Annotated in this window: 18 protein-coding genes and 1 tRNA gene; 13 read left to right on the top strand and 6 right to left on the bottom strand. The window is 44.1% G+C overall.

The window, feature by feature from the left end; all coding sequences use genetic code 11:
• Positions 1 to 123: 123 nt before the first annotated feature.
• The 5 genes from M3650_RS17350 to M3650_RS17330 all read left to right on the top strand — a co-directional run bounded on the left by M3650_RS17350 (position 124) and on the right by M3650_RS17330 (position 5,853).
• A complete protein-coding gene (locus tag M3650_RS17350; protein WP_251576641.1) occupies positions 124 to 1,122 on the top strand; it encodes a helix-turn-helix domain-containing protein in 999 nt (332 codons plus the stop codon).
• A 429-nt stretch (positions 1,123 to 1,551) separates the two neighbouring features.
• Positions 1,552 to 1,764 carry an ATP-binding cassette domain-containing protein gene (locus tag M3650_RS17345; RefSeq protein WP_251576639.1) on the top strand — a complete coding sequence of 71 codons (213 nt, stop codon included), beginning with the start codon at positions 1,552 to 1,554 and terminating at the stop codon, positions 1,762 to 1,764.
• Entirely contained in the window at positions 1,743 to 2,300 is a 558-nt protein-coding gene (locus tag M3650_RS17340; RefSeq protein WP_311295100.1) for an energy-coupling factor transporter transmembrane component T family protein, read from the top strand. The genes M3650_RS17345 and M3650_RS17340 overlap by 22 nt, the downstream gene beginning before the upstream one ends.
• A gap of 18 nt (positions 2,301 to 2,318) precedes the next feature.
• Positions 2,319 to 4,115 carry an ABC transporter ATP-binding protein gene (locus M3650_RS17335; protein ID WP_251576637.1) on the top strand — a complete coding sequence of 599 codons (1,797 nt, stop codon included), beginning with the start codon at positions 2,319 to 2,321 and terminating at the stop codon, positions 4,113 to 4,115.
• Positions 4,108 to 5,853: an ABC transporter ATP-binding protein gene (locus tag M3650_RS17330; RefSeq protein WP_251576635.1), complete on the top strand. Its 1,746-nt coding sequence runs from the start codon at positions 4,108 to 4,110 to the stop codon at positions 5,851 to 5,853. The genes M3650_RS17335 and M3650_RS17330 overlap by 8 nt, the downstream gene beginning before the upstream one ends.
• Positions 5,854 to 6,022: 169 nt before the next feature.
• Here the strand turns inward: M3650_RS17330 and M3650_RS17320 are convergent, their stop codons facing one another.
• Positions 6,023 to 7,123 carry a hypothetical protein gene (locus M3650_RS17320; protein ID WP_251576633.1) on the bottom strand — a complete coding sequence of 367 codons (1,101 nt, stop codon included), beginning with the start codon at positions 7,121 to 7,123 and terminating at the stop codon, positions 6,023 to 6,025.
• Positions 7,124 to 7,449: 326 nt separating this feature from the next.
• Between M3650_RS17320 and M3650_RS17315 the strand changes: the two genes are divergently transcribed.
• From M3650_RS17315 to M3650_RS17290, 6 genes are all read left to right on the top strand, one after another.
• The gene (locus M3650_RS17315) at positions 7,450 to 7,755 is read left to right on the top strand and encodes a hypothetical protein (RefSeq protein ID WP_251576631.1); all 306 of its coding nucleotides are present in this window, start codon (positions 7,450 to 7,452) and stop codon (positions 7,753 to 7,755) included.
• A gap of 133 nt (positions 7,756 to 7,888) precedes the next feature.
• Positions 7,889 to 7,975: transfer RNA gene (locus M3650_RS17310), tRNA-Leu, on the top strand.
• Between the two features lie 453 nt (positions 7,976 to 8,428).
• A complete protein-coding gene (locus M3650_RS17305; protein ID WP_251576628.1) occupies positions 8,429 to 9,754 on the top strand; it encodes a glycosyltransferase family 2 protein in 1,326 nt (441 codons plus the stop codon).
• A gap of 41 nt (positions 9,755 to 9,795) precedes the next feature.
• Positions 9,796 to 10,896: an acyltransferase gene (locus tag M3650_RS17300; RefSeq protein WP_251576626.1), complete on the top strand. Its 1,101-nt coding sequence runs from the start codon at positions 9,796 to 9,798 to the stop codon at positions 10,894 to 10,896.
• 2 nt (positions 10,897 to 10,898) lie between these two features.
• A complete protein-coding gene (locus tag M3650_RS17295) occupies positions 10,899 to 12,035 on the top strand; it encodes a glycoside hydrolase family 18 protein (RefSeq protein WP_251576809.1) in 1,137 nt (378 codons plus the stop codon).
• A 98-nt stretch (positions 12,036 to 12,133) separates the two neighbouring features.
• Positions 12,134 to 13,162 (top strand): Gfo/Idh/MocA family protein, encoded by a 1,029-nt coding sequence (locus M3650_RS17290; protein ID WP_251576624.1) that lies wholly within the window; start codon positions 12,134 to 12,136, stop codon positions 13,160 to 13,162.
• Between the two features lie 219 nt (positions 13,163 to 13,381).
• Here the strand turns inward: M3650_RS17290 and M3650_RS17285 are convergent, their stop codons facing one another.
• Together M3650_RS17285 and M3650_RS17280 are read right to left on the bottom strand one after the other, a co-directional pair.
• Entirely contained in the window at positions 13,382 to 13,618 is a 237-nt protein-coding gene (locus M3650_RS17285; RefSeq protein WP_251576622.1) for a DUF3006 domain-containing protein, read from the bottom strand.
• Positions 13,619 to 13,623: 5 nt separating this feature from the next.
• Entirely contained in the window at positions 13,624 to 14,640 is a 1,017-nt protein-coding gene (locus M3650_RS17280) for an MBL fold metallo-hydrolase (RefSeq protein ID WP_251576620.1), read from the bottom strand.
• A gap of 447 nt (positions 14,641 to 15,087) precedes the next feature.
• Here M3650_RS17280 and M3650_RS17275 point away from each other — a divergent pair, with 447 nt between their 5' ends.
• The gene (locus tag M3650_RS17275; protein WP_251576808.1) at positions 15,088 to 16,788 is read left to right on the top strand and encodes a glutamine--tRNA ligase/YqeY domain fusion protein; all 1,701 of its coding nucleotides are present in this window, start codon (positions 15,088 to 15,090) and stop codon (positions 16,786 to 16,788) included.
• Between the two features lie 852 nt (positions 16,789 to 17,640).
• Positions 17,641 to 18,096 carry a hypothetical protein gene (locus M3650_RS17270; protein ID WP_251576618.1) on the top strand — a complete coding sequence of 152 codons (456 nt, stop codon included), beginning with the start codon at positions 17,641 to 17,643 and terminating at the stop codon, positions 18,094 to 18,096.
• A 95-nt stretch (positions 18,097 to 18,191) separates the two neighbouring features.
• Here M3650_RS17270 and M3650_RS17265 read toward each other — a convergent pair whose 3' ends face one another.
• The 3 genes from M3650_RS17265 to M3650_RS17255 form a co-directional block, all read right to left on the bottom strand.
• On the bottom strand, positions 18,192 to 18,797 hold the full coding sequence (locus M3650_RS17265; RefSeq protein ID WP_251576616.1) for a response regulator transcription factor: 606 nt from the start codon (positions 18,795 to 18,797) through the stop codon (positions 18,192 to 18,194).
• Between the two features lie 6 nt (positions 18,798 to 18,803).
• A complete protein-coding gene (locus M3650_RS17260; RefSeq protein ID WP_251576615.1) occupies positions 18,804 to 19,991 on the bottom strand; it encodes a sensor histidine kinase in 1,188 nt (395 codons plus the stop codon).
• Between the two features lie 206 nt (positions 19,992 to 20,197).
• Complete coding sequence (locus tag M3650_RS17255) at positions 20,198 to 20,728, bottom strand: YxlC family protein (protein ID WP_251576613.1); 531 nt, start codon at positions 20,726 to 20,728, stop codon at positions 20,198 to 20,200.
• Positions 20,729 to 20,804: the final 76 nt, after the last annotated feature.

The raw sequence follows: 20,804 nt of genomic DNA, 5'->3' as shown, positions 1-20,804 counted from the left end.
GCGAATAGAAGCTCTTTGGGCCATGGAACCTAAGGTTTTTTATTTGTATACTTGCTATATGAGAACTGTACAGTTTTTTATTGAAGATGCAACATCGATCAGTTTTATCGAAGAGGGAGGCAGATGATTATAGCCGGCGGTTACGATAAACACGTATTTTACGGTAATAGTATTGAGATACATAGGCAGGATGAAGAGTGTACGATATTTATGATGAAGGCTGATAGCGGTACAGGCGTCATGACGAGCTACGATGTGTTTCCCGGCATTAAGCTCATGTATAATGATTTTCAAATGAAAAGCTGTTTTTCCGAGTTCCGGCCGTATGCACAGATGCTTACGATTGATCATTGTCGTGAAGGTCGGATTGAATGTGAAGTTCAAAATGGTTCTTATATGTACCTGGATGAAGGAGATTTGCAAATCAGCACGAAAAATCATCCTGATCAGACGTTTGGATTTCCGCTGAATGAATATAGAGGCATTACTATCGGTATTTATCTGGATGAAGCCATGAAAGCATCTGCTTCTATATTTGAATCATTTTCAGTCGATCTGCGTTTGCTGTGTGCAAAGTTTTGCAATGAAGACCTCTCATTTCTGATGCGAACTACAGAACCGATCCGACAAATTTTCACAGAGTTGTATGCTGTTCCAGAACTGATCCGAATTCCGTATTTTAGAATCAAAATTATAGAGCTGCTGCTCATTTTAAGTGCCGTAGACGTTTCCGAAGATGGGGAAAGCCGCCCCTATTTTCCTAAAAAGCAAGTGGAGACGGTGAAAGTGATTATGGATTATATTCGTAACCATTTGGATCGGCATATGACATTGCAAGACTTATCAAGTCGATTTCATATTTCGCAAACGGCGATGAAGCTATGCTTCAAGGCTATTTACGGGCTATCCATCTATGCCTATTTACGAAAGTACAGAATGGAAAGGGCTGCCTATTTACTGAGGCACAGCGATGATACAATAACGATCATCGCAGGAAAGGTCGGATACAGCAATCCGAGCAAGTTTGCAGCAGCATTTAAAGCGATTAAAGGGATGACGCCAGCCATGTATCAGAAAGACGTTGTCCGAATGGAGCATACTCAGACGGATTGGAGCGGTTAAACCGCTCTTTTTTTATGTATGATATTAACTATGCAAATGACATTGATTATCAATGAGAAAAAAGGATGGTGGGCGGCCTGGTCATGCTTCCATTTACACCCTATGGTTTAATCGGAATTGTATGGGCAGCCGTGGCCGGGCTTGAGTGCGAAGTGCTTTTTTAGCGGTAATGTATAGAAAATATTCAACTCTGTTTTTGATGATAAGTGGCTCGGTCGCCACCATTTTAAGCACTCTTCTTGAATACCCCTTATACGGCCATGCGGCATTATCGATTGGAGTGCAAATCACCATGCTCGTGGTGAGTGCCGTAGGCGGAGCGATCGGTGGAATATTGTCCAAATTGTTGGCAGAGTCGATGTTGAAATTAGGTTTGTTAGCAGATTATCGCAGATCATCATTAGATCATACTTACAGGAAGTGAAACTCATGATTGAAATGCACGATGTTCACTTTGCTTATGCGGGAACAATCAAGCCTGTACTGGACGGCATAGATGTAATGATCGGCAATAATGAAACGGTTTTGCTGCTTGGTGCTTTCGGAGCGGGGAAAAGCTTACTTGTGCTCTGCTTGAATGGCTTGATTCCGAATAGTATTTATGGGGAGTTCGCGATCGGATCAACGAAGGCTCGGAACTAATATTTTCTTTCGGTTTCGTTGATGTATATGAATCGGGGGTATTATTTGGGTTAGCTACAGGATTGCGATTGCTTGCCATGCTCGTTCTATCGCTGTTATTCACCTTGACGACAGACACAGCGGATCTTATTCGCGCGCTCATTCAACAATGGAGAGTCAACTATCGCTTTGGATTCGGTACACTGGCTGTTCTTCGTTTCATTCCTATTCTTATGCAGCAGTTTCAGCTTGTCAAAATGGCTCACCAGGTTCGCGGCTATACAGGGAAAGGGTCTCGCAGAATCATTGAACGAACTCAAAGATATGCACTGCCTCTCCTATCCTCATCCTTACGTCACGCAGAACGTATGGCCTATTCTATGGATTCGCGTGCCTTCGGAGCTTACCGAACTCGTACTTATTTTCGCCGATCATCAATGGCGAGGCAGGATTTTTTCTTTATAGGAGCTTTTTGGATCGGATCAACCTTGGCAGTCCTCATCCTGTTTCACTTTGACATGCTTGGCAAGCTTTCTTTATTCAAAACATATCATTAGCGGGTGTGAATAATCTTAATGAAAAATTCAAATTGGGTTTCCATTGTCTGGTCGTTTGCCGATGCCTGTAAAAGTCGGCTGGCGCTCTCTGTAGCGTGTGCAATCATTAGTGTTGCTGGAGGAATTATCCCTTATTTCGGCGTCTATCAGATCATTCATTTGTTCATGACTCATGAAGTTCAGTTTCGCGACATTGTTTTTTGGGCTGGTGTTTGTCTTGGAGGCTATGGGGTGAAAATCATTTTTCATGCTGTTTCAACGACGCTAGCTCATCATGCAGCTTATCAAATCCTGGAATCCATGCGTGTTCGGATTGCTGAACGGTTAATGAAAGCTCCGTTAGGAACGGTACAGAACCAATCGGTAGGCAAGCTGAAGAATGTCATGATCGATCGGGTAGAAACGATCGAGCTGCCGCTTGCGCATATCATCCCTGAAGGCATTTCAAACCTTTTATTGCCGGTCTGCGTGTTTGCGTATTTGCTGTTTATCGATTGGCGGATGGCATTTGCATCCCTGCTAACCGTACCGATTGCGGCAATCGCCTTTGCTTATTTAATGAAATCCTTTAATAAGCAATATGCGTCTTACATGGAATCCAGCAATCACGTCAATAGTGTCATTGTGGAGTATGTAGAAGGAATTGAAGTCATCAAAACATTCAATCAATCATCGTCCTCTTATGAAAAGTTTGAGCAAGCCATTCAATCCTTTAAAGACTATACGCTGAGCTGGTTTCGCAATACCTGGAAGCTGATGAATTTCTCCAATGCCGTCTTACCTTCAACCTTGCTCGGTACTGTACCTGTCGGGATGTACTTGTATCAGACGGGGACATTGAGTCCTTCCGAGCTGGCGATTTGCTTCATTTTATCCTTAGGAATTGTTGGGCCGCTCACGAGCTTCACCTTATTTGTGAATAACGCGAAGACGATCGAATATGCCGTTATGGAAGTCAATGAATTTTTACAGTTAGAAGAGCTGAAGAATGCATCAGAACAAGTCCAATTCGATCAATACGGAGTAATCTTTACAGATGTTTCCTTTTCGTATTCAGCGCATTCACAAGACACAGTGTCCGCACAAAACAAGGTGCTCCATTCGATCAATCTAACGTTTCCGGAAGGAAGCTTTACGGCACTGGTAGGCCCTTCGGGAAGCGGGAAATCGACCATTGCCAAATTGATTGCGAGGTTTTGGGATGTAACGGACGGGGAGATTTCGATTGGAAATGTTCCGCTCAAACAAATTCCCCTGGATCAATTAGCGAATACCGTCAGCTTCGTATCGCAAGACAATTTTCTTTTCGATTGCTCCTTGATCGACAACATTCGGCTCGGCGATCCGAATGCGACAGATGAAGAGGTGATTGCAGCGGCTAAGGCCGCTTGCTGCCATGATTTTATCGAGCAATTAGAGCATGGCTACCATTCTCTTGCCGGAGAGGTAGGGGGCAGGCTGTCCGGAGGAGAAAAGCAGCGAGTGGCGATTGCCAGAGCAATGCTAAAAAATGCTCCCATTATCATTTTGGATGAAGCGACCGCTTTTACAGATCCCGAGAATGAAGAGAAGCTGCAGAAGTCGATTGCCGCTTTAACAAAAGGAAAGTCTTTGTTCGTCATTGCCCATAGATTATCAACGATTCAGCATGCGGATCAAATTATCGTGCTCAATCATGGACAGATTGAATCCACAGGAAGTCATAACCAGCTTCTTCAGACATGCGAATTGTATCGGCATATGTGGGAGGCCCATATCGGCGCAAAAGCATGGGCAGCGAGCAGCAGTGCCAAGGAGGTGCATGACAATGGTTAGATCGATCCAGCGTTTGCTGAATTGGACGGGTACTCGGCGAAAGCGTATCTATATCGGGTTTGTCTATTCTTTTTTCCATACTGTCTTCACCGCCTTGCCTGTCATCATTGCCGCTTATAGTTTAAAGCTGATTCTGGAAGATATGAATGGCAAGGAGTCGCTCGCGACAAGCTCTATCGTGTATATCGCCATTTCTATGGTGATCGCTGTGGCCGGCCGTTTTATGTTTGGCTATCTTCGTGCATCCACGCAAGAAAGTGTGGGGTATGAAGTGACGGCTGAACAACGAATTCACATTGGCGGACTCTTAAAGCGGGTATCATTGGGTTTTTTTCATCGTAAAAAAGCGGGAGATATTACTTCGGCTGTAACGACAGATTTATCCTTTATCGAAATGCACGGCATGAAGATGATCGATGTCATCGTAAACGGCTACATCAGTGTATTTACCCTAGTTCTGTGCTTGGCTTTTTATCATTATGCAGTTGCGCTTGCGGCTATTGCAGGCATTGCGTGTTCTGCATTATTCTTAAAATTGCTGCGCAGCAAAAGTGAAGAGAACGCACCGATTCATCAGCAAGTCAAGGATCGCATGATTTCAGCGACGATTGAGTATATTCGGGGAATGCCTGAAGTGAAAGCCTATCATCAGCAGGGCGTTACGAAAGAAAGTATTCATAAGGCGTATGAAATGGGCAAAGAGATCAATATCAAAATCGAAAAAAATTATATGCCGTACAATAGCCTGCATCTGCTCTCCCTTCATGCTGCTTCAACTGGCATCGTTGCCGTCTCAGCATGGCTGGCGATGAATGAAATCATTCCGTTATCGACGATGATCATGATGGTTATTTTTTCATTCGTGATCTTTAATCAGGTTGAAGCGATGAATAACGCCTCCCATGTATTGAAGGTGATTGACGCAACGCTGGACAAGCTGGAAGAGATGAATGAGACGGAGGTTCTGGATAAGCATAGTAAAGAAATCCATTTGGAGAAATTTGATATTCAATTCACGAATGTATCGTTTGGCTATGAGCGACGGCAGGTGATTCGGGACGTTTCCTTTACGGTTCCGGAACATACAACTACGGCAATCGTCGGACCTTCCGGAAGCGGGAAAACAACGCTATGCAAGCTGATCGCGAGATTTTATGATGTGGATCAGGGGCAGATCGAAATCGGCGGAGTAAATATCCGCGAGGTTACGAGTGAAAGCTTGTTGAAAAATATGAGTATCGTATTCCAAAAGGTATATTTGTTTCATGATACCATACTAAACAATATCCGCTTCGGAAAGCCGGATGCCACCTTGGAGGAAGTCGTGGAGGTATCTCAAAAGGCACGCTGCCATGAGTTTATTATGGCATTGCCGGATGGCTATGACACGATGGTTGGAGAAGGCGGGTCAACGTTGTCGGGCGGTGAAAAGCAACGGCTTTCCATTGCAAGGGCGATGCTGAAAGATGCGCCTATTATTATTCTGGACGAAGCAACGGCAAGTATTGATCCGGAGAACGAGCATGAAATTCAAGCAGCGATCAGTGCGCTAGTTGCAGGCAAGACGATCCTTATTATTGCGCACCGTTTGGCGACCATCCAACATGCGGATCAAATTATTGTGCTTGATAATGGCGGAATCGCTCAAAGGGGAACGCATGAAGACTTAATAAAAGAAGACGGAATTTATAAGAACTTTTTGCAAATAAGAGAAAGAGCAGAAGGTTGGAGTTTATGATTAATAGGTTTGATAATGATCGTGGAGGTTCGAGCCCTCTCACCGGTGACTTTAGCGTAGAATGAAACGATTCAATGGGGGCATTATCAGCGGGCGTTCCCTTGCGGGACATGCTCATGATAATGCCTTTTCCTTTTACGGCTTCCTAAGCCTGAGACGTATATCTTGGTTAATTTAAATAAGTGATGGTAGGTATGGCTTCGACTCCGCTTGCATAGTAGAAGTTAAGAACGCTGAAAAAGTCAATTGCCTTGTTTTCGTTTAAATCATACACGAGAATGTGGTCGCCCCAATTCTCCAAATCGTCCTCGTCAATCCGTCTCGGAGTTGTTTTTCCCAGCGTATCTACAAATGAGTTATGGTATTCATGGTTAGGTCCGGATTGATAAGCGGACACGAAATACGTAAATAGCGTCCCTTTATCCACATAGATAAGAATCGCCTTATTGGAAGACGCGGATGAAGAAGAATAATTGACCGGAGCGGAAATGGACTTTATTTTGACGCTAGATATGTTATGCGAACGATGGGTATATCCACTTCCCCAAGAGTTAGTAAACTCGCGCTTCCATTCAAGATGTGGATTTTCTCCCTTTCCCGTACCAACGTAAACCCCATTGGAATAAACGGCGCCATCCGGATACTCTGCCACTACATTCAATAAGGAAGCGGAAGCGTGCAATATGCTTGAATAATTTGCCTTATTCAGGGCATTCATCCGAATTGTATAAGAATCGCCAACTGTTCCATCGGAATAGACGCGAATGGCGTAATCTCCTGCAGGCAGCTCTTTCAAGGAGACTTGATGGCCTGCAGAGACTGACACGTTAGTCGCCGCAGCTTCTCCAGTGTTCCAATCAACCAGATACAGCCGCGCCACATAAGCGGAGTTGCTGGACACCAGGTTCATGATCATGCTTCTGTCACTAGGAACTTTAAAAAACCACAAATCATCAGGATCCTCGGCAGTTAACGTGTCATTAAAATTCATGAGAGCGTCGGCAACATTATAGGAAGACTTTGTTGAGAAGGAAGGCTCAAGGGTGATGTTGTCGTCTTTCTGTTCAATGAGTGCATCAACAGCAGTCATATCAAGCGAATCCGGGAATGCTGGAACAGAAAACCGATTTACGGTTTCCGGAGTGAGCGGCAGAATGGCCTCTGCACTTTCTGGTGCCGATTCTGCTGAAACGGGTACAGTAAAAACACTGAAAAATAAAGCCAATATCATGATAACGCTTAATGCTTTGGAACTTTGTCTTTTTCTCATTTAAACCTTCTCCTTTTTCAGATTATTTTAGGCAACCCAGCTAAGATGACATCCACCATGTGGAAATATAAAGTAAATTAATACCTATATGTACCATTTATAGTAGACTTCATCCTGTTAGATTGCAATATGATTTTCATTCGTTTGAATAATGTTCATAATTTTCAGAACAAGCACGTGACAAGTAGAGAAAAAAATTGCAACCGAAAAAGACGAAATTGTACGACGTTGCGGCCAGAGCACGGCTCCGCGGAGAATATCGGCAGAGAATCATGTATAATGTAAAGCATCGTATGGCACGGTTGCCGGAAAGGAGGATGTCATCTATGAAAGCATTGGCAGCTCAGAGGTGTATCGAGATCAGGAGAAAAATTGAATGCACAGTGGAGCGAATTACGGAGACCTCCTTCCATATGAAGCTGTACAGCCATGAAATTACCGTGAAAGAGGAACGGATTGCAATGGATAGAATTTACGATATTTCGTACTACCGAAAAAGCCGAGAAGAAGATGCTATCGGTTTCCTCTACTTGCATACCAATCGAGGCGTTCAGACGTATTACGTAAAAGACGATCCGACTCAATTTATAGAAGCCTATAGAAAGCTGAATGAGTTAAATAGAAGAAAATGAGCAAGAAGCTCAGATAGAAAAAATTGCATATGTTCATTCGTTTCAACACGCTTGACACGGTTAACACATCATTATATACTAATGAAGTGTTGAGGCCGCATCAGGTCTCAGAACGATAACATAATCATAGTTTGCGGTCATGGCGGAATTGGCAGACGCGCTAGATTCAGGTTCTAGTGTCAGCAATGACGTGGAGGTTCGAGTCCTCTTGACCGCACCACCAATGTAAACGACAGTCCTTGCGAGCAGCAAGGGCTTTTTTGTTGTGCCGCGCTCTTTTCCCTCGGAAAGCCTCAGAATGGTAAAGATGAGTTGAAAATTCGATACCATGTAAAATGGAACAAATGGAAGATTGTACCCGAATGAAAGCGATGTATTCGTTTTCTTTAAAATTAAAGCGGTTTTACTTTTGGGTAATGAATAGGATAGTTTGATAATAGAAAAGATTTCATGCTCGTTTTCAGAAAGAAGGTGAAACAAATAGAATACCGGTGACATTCTCTCCGGCAGCTCACGCATTTACTCCCCATCAATAAGACATCTAAGAGATAACCCGCATTTTCACAGTGGAAGAACATACATCCATAGTGCCTGCAGAATATATAGAACTTCCGCCTAACGCCAATACTGTATCATGCATTATCGTGTAGAAAGATAAGAAGGAGTGGGCGCTATGCAATACTTTTTTTATGTAACCACAACTGTATTTCTAGTATTTCAATTGCTATATACCATCGTCCCCTTATTATTCAGCAAAGTAAAAAAATTAGACAGCAATCTTTCCGAAAAATCAATATCGGTGCTGGTCCCCGCTTATAACGAGGAGCTTACCATTGCAAATTGCATCAAAGCGATGGAGGTGCTGAATTACGGCGACCATGAAGTCATCATCATAAACGACGGTTCGAAGGATGATACATTCCGGCGGCTTCATGAGCTGCTGGAGTTGGAGCCCATTGACAGAAAACCGGATCAAAAGCTTGCTTATAAGGAGATTAAAGGGATATATGGCTCGAAAATCTATCAAAATATATTCGTCATCGACAAATTGAACGGTGGAAAAGCGGATTCCTTAAATGCGGGCATCGATTGCGCTCAATCCGACATTGTCATAACGCTGGATGCGGACAGCATGCTCGAAGTCAATTCGCTTAAATATGTCAATCAATATTTCCATGACAAGGAAATAATCGCACTGGGTGGCACCGTTAAAATCGTGCAAGGCGCCCAAAAAAAGAACGGAGTCATTGTAGAGCAATTTGCGGGCAAAGGGATTATCAAAAGCCAAATTATCAATTACATTCATGGTTTCTATGTCCGGAAATTAACGCAATCTGTATTTAATTCCATTGTTGTCATCTCAGGCGCATTCGGCGCGTTCTACAAAGAGATCTTGATCCAAGTTAATGGCTTCAGAAGCACGGTTGGAGAGGATATCGACATCACCCTGAAAATTCATGAGTATTTGAAGGCGAATAAGTTGAAGCAGAAGCTGGTGTATGCCCCGGAGGCGGTATGCTATACGGAATGTCCGGAAAACATCCCCAACTTCTATAAGCAGCGGATCCGATGGCAAAAGGCTTTTGTCGATTGCATCTTAATATATTGGTCCAAACTGTCGGAAAAGTTCAGCTTGGGCGTCAGCCTGTTTTTTGCGATTGACGGTTTTGTATTGGGAACGCTGACCGCCTTCACAACCATTTTTTATTTGTTGCAAATCGCGCTTTTTGGCGGCGACATCATTCAAGCGCTTATGATGTTAAGCATCACATTAATCGTGAATGCCACACAAATTATCATCTCGCTGTACCTGTGCCAAAAATACGAAAGCAGTTATGCGTTCAAGGATTATTTGAAAATGTTCTTATTCAGCCAGTATGAATTGTTAACGTACCGAAATTTATTGCTTTATTTAAATATTGTCGGAACCTTTAAATATTTCGACAATGATGAAGGCTGGGGTTATGTAGAGCGCAAAGGGGTTGCAACCATCAGTTAATTTTGCCCAACAGATCATATAGGCTAACTTAGGAGGCTGCCATGGAGAGTGTTTTCAAAAATAATAGAATTATATACATTGACATATTGCGGATCATTTCCATTATAGCTGTTATTGTGCTGCATATTACCGCGGATTTGCTGACCAGAACGAACGATTTTGACACCCCGTCATGGTGGGTCAGCAATGTGTTTAATTCCATTTCGAGATTTGCGGTTCCTGTATTTTTCATGATTAGCGGAGCGATGATACTGCGGATTGACGTCCAATCGTACAGGGACTTCTACATAAAAAGAGTATTGCCTTTAGTCATCTCGCTAGTGAGCTGGTCTTTGATTTATGCCTTGTACATGCAGTATTTTATCGTTAACAGCCATATGAACGTCTATCAATTTCTCGGAGATTTCGCTTATAAATTACTGACAGACGGGAACTATATTCATTTATGGTTTTTGTATGCTATCATCGCCATTTATATGACGGTTCCTTTGATTAGCAAATTGGTGAAGGCGTGCAGCGAGAAGGATTTGCGTTATTATTTGACGCTCTGGTTCATTATCAGCATCCTGTATCGCTTGATATCTGATATCGTACTAAAAGCAACTTCGCAATATATAAATATACCTATTTTGAACATTCCTTTTTTTATGGGTTTTTTGGGGTATTTTGTATTGGGATACTATATGTTTACATATGGGCTGCCGGAGAGACCGAAAAGATTATTTTTTAATTTGGGCATTATCTCGTTTTTTGTTACTCCGGTGGCGACTTATTTTGCATCTCTGTACAATGGCGTGCTGGATGAAATGTTTTACGGGAATTATTCCATCACGACGTTCTTTATGGCCATAGCCATGTTTATTTACTTTCAAGAGAAAGACAGCTCATTAAGGGAAAAAGTAAATCACAAAATCAAAAAAATGATCGGTTCCGTGTCAAAAGCGAGCTTCAGCATTTATCTTATTCATTTGCTAATCGAATTGCTCGTATCCCGACGGGCCGACACCGAGGGAACGCTGCTGCAAACTTCGTTCAACCTTGCGTTTAATGTAGTTGCCATCTTTGCAATCAGTTACATTACGGTCAAATTGTTGAATCTTAATAAATTCATAACCAAAGTGCTATTTGGTGGAAGAGGTTAATGATGCGTGTAAGCCATTATACAAAAGCGTTTATCGTGTTGTTAATAATAGGGATGGGCTTCTATTTTTATAATTTGCACCATACAGACCATAAAATGAATACTGTTTATATTCCGATATGGAAAAATTTAAGCGATATCAAGCTGCAGGATAAGAAGGTGGATATTGCATTTATCGCCTTCGCAAAAATAGATAAAAACAATATTTATTTTCATGAAGATCCTGCCTCAAACGATCAAATCAAAGCGAACATCAAAAAGCTGAAAGAGAATCATCCGCAAACACGCTTTGTGCTGGCTGTCGGAGGGTATAATGTGGATGGATTTTCGGATGCATCGCTGGACGCCAATCGGTATCAATTTACTGAAAGCATTGTTGGGATGGTGCAGGAGCTGGATTTGGACGGAGTGGATATCGACTGGGAATTTCCGGCTTTTGATGCTTGGGGGACGCAAAAGGCACGAGCCGAGGATACTGCGAACTTTACGTACCTGATGAAAGAATTAAGGGAAAAGCTTAATAAGCTGCCCCATAAAAATAAAAAATATGTGTTGACCTTTGCTGCGGGAACGCAAGACTGGTATTTCAACAATGTAGAGGTTAAACAAGTAGAGAAATACGTCAATTTCATCAACGTTATGAGCTATGACTTGACGGGCCGATGGTCTGATACGACAGGGTACAACGCTAATCTGTACAAGGATGCCAACGAGAAGGCCAAAGATAGCGTGGATGAAATTATCAATATGTATTTGCAGCACGGCATTGACAGTAAGAAGCTGCTTCTGGGCATTCCGGCCTATTCGTACGGATGGGAAGGCGTGAAAAGCGAAGGAGGAGGCAACGGAGCGTTTGCTGCCGGAAAACCAATCGATATAGACAAAGTGGATTTGAGTTATAAAACCATCGAACAAAAATATAGGAGTAAAAAAGGATTTAAGCGTTATTATGACGAGAAGGCAAAGACCGCATTTTTATATGATGGGGATATGTTCATCACTTATGAGGATAAAGAAGCGTTAAAGGAAAAAATAGCGTACATTCAAGGTAAAGACTTGGGAGGGGCAATGGTTTGGGAATACTCTCAAGACTCCGAGGATGGAATTGTGAAGTTTTTGGGTGAGCACTTGAATGAGTAATATCAGCCAAATAATTCAGGTAACGCTTAAATCATTCATGGGCAAGTAAGCGATGCCAAGCTATGATAGAGGTGTTACTAGGATGGAGGTTGGTATTAATGAAGAAACAGCGTGTAGGTATCGTGGGCTGTGGAAATATTTTTCCAATGCATGCCAAGTCCGTAGAGCTGAATGAACATGCAGAATTAGTGGCTATATGTGATGTCAAAGAAGATCGGGCACAGAAAGCAGCCAATCAATACAACTGTGCTTATTACTTGGATTATAAACAAATGATTGATGAGGCCGACTTGGACGTTGTGCATGTATGTACACCACACCATATGCATGCTCCTGTCGTCATCTATGCAGCAGAGAAAGGCAAGCATGTCATTACGGAGAAGCCGATGAGCATTACGGTTGCGGATGCGGAGGCGATGATCGAGGCGTGCCGCACACACAATGTCACATTCGGAGTCATTTTTCAAAACCGCTATAATCCAGGCTCTGTGTTGATTAAGGAAGCTCTCGACAGCGGCAAGCTGGGGCGCGTGCTTGGGGCCCGCTGTTCTGTCACCTGGAAACGGACAGACGAATATTACAGCAAGAGCGATTGGAAGGGCACCTGGGATAAAGAAGGCGGCGGCGTCATTATCGATCAGGCCATTCACACATTGGATCTGATGAGATGGTTCATCGGAGACGATATTGCTGCGATATCCGCTCACATTGAAAATCGCACGCATCGACAAATCGACGTTGAAGACGTGGCTGATGGAGTTATCGAATTCAAAAACGGGACGATGGCCTCCTTCTACGCGATGAACTATCATAGCTATGATGCTCCAGTGGAGATTGAATTGCACTGCGAGAAAGGAACCGCGCATATTAAGGCCGAGCAAGGCGCCATTCATTATGAAGACGGCACTGAAATTAGCCGGGACACCGATCGCAACAACGTGATCGATTACGGCGCAGGGGTAAAAACGTACTGGGGGATTAGTCACATCCATCAAATCGGGAACTTCTATGATGCTGTAATCCATGGTGAGCCGTTGCATATTACAGGGGAAGAAGCCTTGAAAACTCAGAAGATGGTCGCGGCTATATATGAATCCGGGAAGACGGGACTAAAGGTTCAATTTTGAGCCTGTGAATAAAAATCAAGTGAAGCTTCTATAGCTTAATGAGGAAGAATCACCTGTTAGATGCCAACATCTATCAGGCGATTCTTCTTTTTTAGATTGGGTCCTCGTTAGCGGATGTCAATTCGCCCTCTCGTGTTCTTCAACCTCGATGCGCTCTTATATCCACTCTCCCAATGGCTCAGATTGAGCAAGTTAAAAGTCGCCGAAGCAGCCTTATGTTCACTCTCCCGTTGATTCAGATTGAGCATTGAACAGCTCGGACATCAAATCTTCTGCTTCCTGCCTTCGCTTTGCTGTTTCTATTGGGTCGACTATTATTTTATCTTTGCAGATGATTACTGCGTCCCCGGCCTGAGCGCCGTCAGGGAGCAATGACTTTTGAAAGTCATGCGTCTTTCCATCAAGCTCAATGACCGCAATATCTCCCTCAATACGGTCAATTATCCCTTTTTTCACATCGTTCACCTCGCTGTTACGAATGTTATCTTCTTCCCGTCACTGATTGCAGTGACCGTTCCTTGCTGATCGGTTCGATATATTTTGGAGTTCGCTTTTTTTAGACGAGTGAGTATGTCCTTCGTTGGATGTCCATACTTGTTGCCTGTTCCTGCACTAATAATGGCATGTGCAGGTTTGACCGCATTCAGAAATTTCTGCGATGTCGATGTAGTTGAGCCATGGTGTCCTACCTTGAGCACATCGGCAGACAATTCGGCCCCGCTTTTGAGCATGTCCGCTTCGCTTTTCAGCTCCGCATCACCGGTAAACAGAAAGGAGGTGTCCTTGTATTGCAGGCGCAAGACCGCGCTCCATTCGTTAAGCTCATTACCGTATTCGTTGACTGGTCCGACGAACTTGGCCTTCAATCCGGCAAGCGGGATGTCAACGCCGGCTTTCGCCGTTTTGATGGTGAGCTTCTGCTTTTTCACGGCCAATAAGAAGTCTTTAAAGGTTTGTGTCGTATGCGATACCTTGGGAGCATAGACGGCTTTGACCGGGAAGGCGTTAATCACATCATCCAAGCCGCCGATATGATCGGCATCGGGGTGGGTGGCAATCACTGCGTCAAGCTGCTTTACCCCGAGGTGCTTGAGATAGGTTACGACGTCTTTTCCCTTGTCATTGTCACCCGCATCAATTAATATGTATTGGTTTTTTGGTGTTCGAATGAGAGTGGAATCTCCCTGTCCTACATCTAAATAGTAGACTTGCAGCGTACCGGCAGCTTGTTTCTTCGGGAGAATCATTGCCGCGCCAGTGCTTTTTTGAGCTGATTTTTTGTCGGTGGCCCTTCTTATGCTGCCATCCTTGTTATGATAATGATACTCTCCATCTGTAAGCCCCCATTGCTCGCAATTGGTACGGCACGTATGCCCCCCATTGGCATCGGTCTTACCTGGATGTGCGATGGCTGAAGCAGGAAGGATGGTAACGATCAACGTTAAAACTAGGAATAGTGGAATCAGATGTCTTCTCATGATGCTCCTTCTACTGTGTGTCATAGAACCAATATTACCATAACTACATGGTAGTTGAAAACAAATGTTCGCATTTAACGGGTGCTTGTATCGATTAATAGGCAACAATGCTTGTACGCTATGGAAAACATATTGGCAAGCTGTAAGAATAATTCACAATCGGGTTGCTTCATAAGAGCTCCAGTTGCTGAAAAGGAGCAAGAGTTATTTATTGAACCAAGCCTCTGAGCAGCATGTCGGAACCTGATGAAGGGGATGAGATGACAGGAGCTCCTGTTACAGAGCTAGAGTATAAGCATTCATTGCAATGCCGTACTTGATGAGGTTAATATGGCGACATATTAATAAACCTGGGGTGGTACCACGAGAATCTCGTCCCCAAGACGCTAAGTCTTGGAGGTGAGATTTTTTTGTTTTGTAACAATATAGAACTGCTATTGACTATAAATAGGAGGGTATGACTATGTTAAGGAAAATGAGACTGTCTCTGAACATTTTATAGATAAGCTGATTCATGACGATCTTCAAGCCGGAACATATAACAGAGATATTTGCACAAGGTTTCCTCCAGAACCTAATGGATACCTTCACATTGGAAGTGCGTATGCCATACACACGAACTATATGACAGCTAAAAAGTTCAAAGGGAAGTTTTATTTGCGCTTTGATGATACGAATCCTTTAAAAGAGGATATGGAATATGTGAATGCCATCATTGATGATATCAATTGGCTGGGTTACAGCCCGGGCGACAATATATTTTATGGATCAGACTACTCGAATGAAATATTCAATGCGGCTGTTGCTTTGATCAAGAAAGGAAAAGCATATGTTTGCGATTTATCGCCAGAGGAAGTAACGGCTTACAGAGGAACCCTTACGGAACCTGGCAAGAACAGCCCATACAGAAATCGATCCGTCAAAGATAACCTCGATTTATTCACAGACATGAAGAACGGTATTTATCATTCAGGGGCAAAAGTTCTGCGGGATAAAATAGATATGGGTTCTCCCAATATAAATTTAAGGGACCCTGTAATCTACAGAATCATTCATGCGGAACATTACAGAACGGGCAAGACGTGGTGCATCTACCCCATGTATGATTTTGCTCATCCCATTCAAGATGCAATCGAGGGCATAACGCATTCCTTATGTTCCAACGAGTTTAAAGATCATCATCGTCCTCTTTATGAATGGGTGATGAATGAGCTTAGTATATGTGAAGCTCCTCAACAAGGGGAATTTGGAAGGCTGAGCATAACAGGTGTTGTTACGAGCAAACGATATTTAAAACAATTGGTTGCTGGGAAATACGTAGACGGATGGGACGATCCAAGACTCCCTACGATTCGCGGACTCAGGAGAAGAGGCTTTACTCCTGAAAGTATAAGAAGCTTTATCGAAGAGATCGGCTTAATTAGACATCAGAACATGGTTGACATCGCTATGCTTGAACATTCTGTAAGGCAGGATTTAAAAGTAAAAGTAAACAGTATTATGGCGGTAGTAAATCCTTTAAAAGTGGTGATCACAAATTATCCAGAAAACCATTCTGAATGTGTAACTTTTGATAACAATAGCGAGAATGATGCTTTAGGGAAGAGAAATGTGCCCTTTACAAGAATTGTTTATATTGAAAAGGATGATTTTATGGAGCAGCCATCCAAAGGGTTTCACAGACTGACTCTACATGCAGAAGTTCGGTTAAAAGGGGCTTATTTCATTACGTGCAATGAAGTGATCAAGGACGAACAAACAGGTGAAATAATCGAGCTCCGCTGCACGTATGATCCGAAAACAAAGAGTGGAACCGGCTTTACGGAACGGAAAGTGAAGGGGACGATTCATTGGGTTTCAGCGCAGCACGGAATAAAAGCAGATATACACATGTATGAGAAGCTGTTAATGGATAACGATCGCATGAAAGATGACAGCCCAGCTTGGGATGAATCAATAAATCCTCATTCGCTCCTGATCGTTAAGGATTGTATTGTCGAGCCGTTCGTGGAAAAAGCGCAACCCGAAGATAAGTTTCAATTTATTCGACATGGATATTTTTGTGTAGATAAAAAAAATACAACGAACGATAAACTGGTATTCAATAGAATCGTACCGCTGAAAGATACATGGAGGAAAAATACGTAATACCACATGTGAACTGGGGCACAGGGTAAAGAACCGGGTAGTCTAAGCTGATATCCGGTTCTTCCTGTTTTCTTGAGAAATTGTTCTTCAGCGAATTTTTAACATTTTATTGGAAAACATCCGACGTGAAAAAATGGAATATTGCATCAGACGATTCGTGAATAATGAGCTCTGCATCTCGTGCAGTTGCTTTGATCCCGAACCTCGCCATTTTCCATTGTTCGTCCCGACAAACCGAACTCAATGCTAGTCTTTTCACTTCCACATTTAGGACATTCCTTGATTAAATGCGTTCCGTCGAAACCAACAATGTTCGTTACCCGTCTGCCGAGACGGTCATAACCGCTCAGGTTCGCGCTAAAGTGGATTGGCTCGCTATTGGAATGAATTATTTTATCATTTTCCTCTCCCAATGTAACAGGAAATTCTACTCTCATCGTTTCCCTAACCTCCAATTCTCAAATATGAAATGAACTTATCTCATTTTGTTCACGTAAGGAATATTATACCATGAGCTTATGAGTCTTTGGTTCTATATCTATTACTTTATATGATAAAAATAGACATAAAAATAGAATACTGTGAAAATTGGTTAGTGAGTGTGAAATCTTTATGTGATAATGATACAAATGCTGGCCTCCCATCGTTTAACACATGAAGAGAGGATGTGAACCGATGCTCGAATTGGAACAGGAGGACCGGGAGGTAGTGCATCTCAAGTATATGGTGGGCTTCGCTTACGAGGAAATTAGCGCGATGGTGGGCAGGACAGAACGTGATTGCGCACCCGCGTGCATCGGATTCGCAAAAAGATGGCCCTGCTCATCGAACGCTGCATGGGGAGGTCCAATCATGTCCGAGTCAAATCCGAAGTGGGTGAATGATTTGAAGAAGGTTCATGACCAGCTTGCCATTGACGAGTCGTTCAAGGCGGAACTGCGCTGCAAGCTAGTACAGGAAGGCTTAACCTTCGAGCAGACCTCTCGGCGAAATCGTGACAACGACGGAAGCAGATCAGAAGGGGGACCTCATATTCAAGCTGGAGCAGGTGCCGAGCATTCCTCCATGATGATACTCGATGGTAACGGGGAACGGGCTGTGATGGATGTAACACGAGAAGATAATCGTGCAGATATCGCGATTCTGTCAATAGATGGGGCAGATATGGCTCCTGTGTACTTGTATGATAAGCTTCAAGGCCCGAATTACGAAGAGATGGGTACCCGTCTATGGGATGGAAGTATGCTGAGCTTCTACATTGCAGTGGATGGACGTGACTTCTTCTTTAAGTACAACGCAGCACAATAGTGCATCAGCAATCGAATAACCGAACAATCGAACGATTGCCGAGGGAAGCGGAGCGCCGGATGAACGGCAGCGGCCAGGCGCTTCCCCCGAGTGCGTCAGTCGAGCCAGCCCTTGTCGCGGGCAGTGCGGATCGCTTCAATGCGCGTGCTCGCACCAAGCTTGCCGATGGCTTCTGACATATAGTTGCGGACGGTACCGTGCGACAAATACAAGCGAGCCCCGATGTCCTGCATGGTCAGACCTTGCGCCGCAAGCTGCAGCACCTCACGTTCGCGTGCGGTGAGCGGGCACGGATTATCCCATACCGCAAGCGATAGCTCAGGACTGACGACCCGTTTGCCAGCATTTACGCGCCGGATGGCATCGGACAGCTCATCACTCGGACTGTCCTTCAGCAAATATCCGGCAACGCCGGCTGCCATCGCCCGTTGAAAGTATCCCGGCCGAGCAAATGTCGTTAGGATGATGACTTGGCAAGGCAGCCTGCTTTCCTTAATCGCTTCGGCGACATCCAACCCGGTCATGAGCGGCATTTCGATATCCAGCACGGCGATGTCCGGCTGGTGCTGCTTAATGAGCGCCAGTGCGGCTTCGCCGTTCTCTTCTTGGGCGATGACTTCGATGTCATCTTCGAGTGATAATAACGTTGCCAGCGCCCCACGCAGCAATCGTTGATCTTCTCCTAAAATGATGCGGATCATACTGCTTCACCTGCTTTCCACGTTTCGTATGACGCATGGCATGTACAGCGTCAGCTCCGTGCCCGCACCTGGATGGGAATCGAGCTCCAAGCTGCCATCCACGAGTGCCAGTCTCTGCCGTAATCCAGCAAGCCCTCTGCTCTTGGCTTTTAGAGTCTGTTCCGCCGTAAGTCCGATGCCGTCGTCCTTCACGACGAGCCGCACGCAGCCTTCTTCTACTTCAAAATCGACATGGCAGGAGGCTGCGCGGCTATGACGGACAACGTTCGTCAGCACTTCCCGGAAGCACATGGCCAATATCGTTTCCTGCAGTGCCGTAAGCGGGAGTGGACCGTCTGCAATCGATCGGGCCTCTGCCATTGCCGGATCGACACGTCCGTCCCATTCGGATAGCCGCTCTGGCAGCGATATTTCGATTCCCGCGGCTGCGCACAATGTTCGCGCGTGACCGAACTCTTCTATTAAACGGACCACCTTCATCTCGGTGACAAGCTCCCGCATCTGCTTGAGCGCAGACCGGGCGGTCTGGCGAATGTCATGCGCCTCTTGTGAGGCCTTCTGCGGATCGCGGGGGACGATCTTCTCTACGACCTCAGCCTTCAAGGCAATGAGTGATAGCGTGTGACCGAGCGTATCATGCAGTTCGCGCGCAATCCGCTGCCGCTCTTCCTGCTGTGCCATACGTTCCACTTGGGCTGTGGCAGCCTGTAGTCGCTCTTCCATCTGCTTGTATTGCGCATAAATCCGAATCGTGAACGGAAGCATGCTGAATACACCGAACAAAGGCGGCAGCAGACCGATCGATAGCTCCCAGCCGACTGTGCCGATATATGGGGCGGCGCATGCCGCCATCCCAAGCGTGAATACAGAGGCGATGGATACGATGAAGGCCGTTTTTTGTTGGCTGAGCTGGTTAATAAACAAGAAGCTGATAAAAGAATACATCGGGTGATACACAGCCGCCAATATTAATGTAATCAACACTTGAAGCGCCAGCAGCAGTGGCACCCATCGCACCGTCCAGTACAACTGGCGGTACAAGATGACGAACAGGGCGAGCAAGGCAAGCCCGGGCAGCAACCGCTGCACAGGCTCGCGAAATAAGAATGATAATGGAATGATGAGGTTGGCGAGAAGAAGGTACGGAACGAAGCCTTCTGCCGCGGGAAACGGTCTCCAATTATATGTAGTCACTTACATCGCTTCCCGTCTGTTTAGGATATAACTTGATATTATCATAAATACAATTCCACAGCCTGTATGAATGAGCCAATCAAGCGCTGCAGGGGCGCTATTCACAAGAATGTTCCAGGCGCCATGAGCGCTTGATCCCTTGCTCTTAAATCTTGCAACCCGTTAGTTAAATATGTGTATGCCCTATTTTATGTTGTTAACTGGTGTTACTTATTATTTAGGATGGATTTAACTGGTCCGAAAACTAACCAAATTATCACAGTACCTATAATATTCACAACCCAATAAATTAGCCAAAAAGTATCTTCAAATGGAACAATGAAAAAAGCTATTCCAACCAGAGTTAATATAATTACAGCACAAACAAAAAAACGACTAAATTCTCGCCACTGATATTTTACTTTCTCTTTGCCATGCAACTTCTTTTTTTCAGGACGCTCTCCAGAGGCCCACTTATAAGCAGCCCATTGATCTGCCCATTTAATAGTTTTATGACCATACGTAATTGAAAAACCGATATACGTTGCTGATAGGCCATGAAAAAAATGTGGCTTGGTACCATTAGATAAATCGATAAACGTGATAATCAAAAGAAAAATATCAATTAACGGAGTTGATGCTAATAAAATGATAGATAATTTATTTAACCCCCATACGTATCGAAGTAGTAATCCGCCTACTAAGAATATCCAAAAGGCTATTTCACCTATAATGATAGCGAGGAATATTAAGTTCATTTAATTAAGCCTCTCCTCTCGCCGAATTGTTTCATTACTTGCCTACATTCGATTGCATATGTCATTGTTCATCATC

The organism is Paenibacillus sp. MER TA 81-3 (assembly GCF_023713585.1).
In the GTDB taxonomy this organism is placed as follows: domain Bacteria; phylum Bacillota; class Bacilli; order Paenibacillales; family Paenibacillaceae; genus Paenibacillus_B; species Paenibacillus_B profundus.
This window is presented reverse-complemented; position numbering and strand designations above follow the sequence as displayed.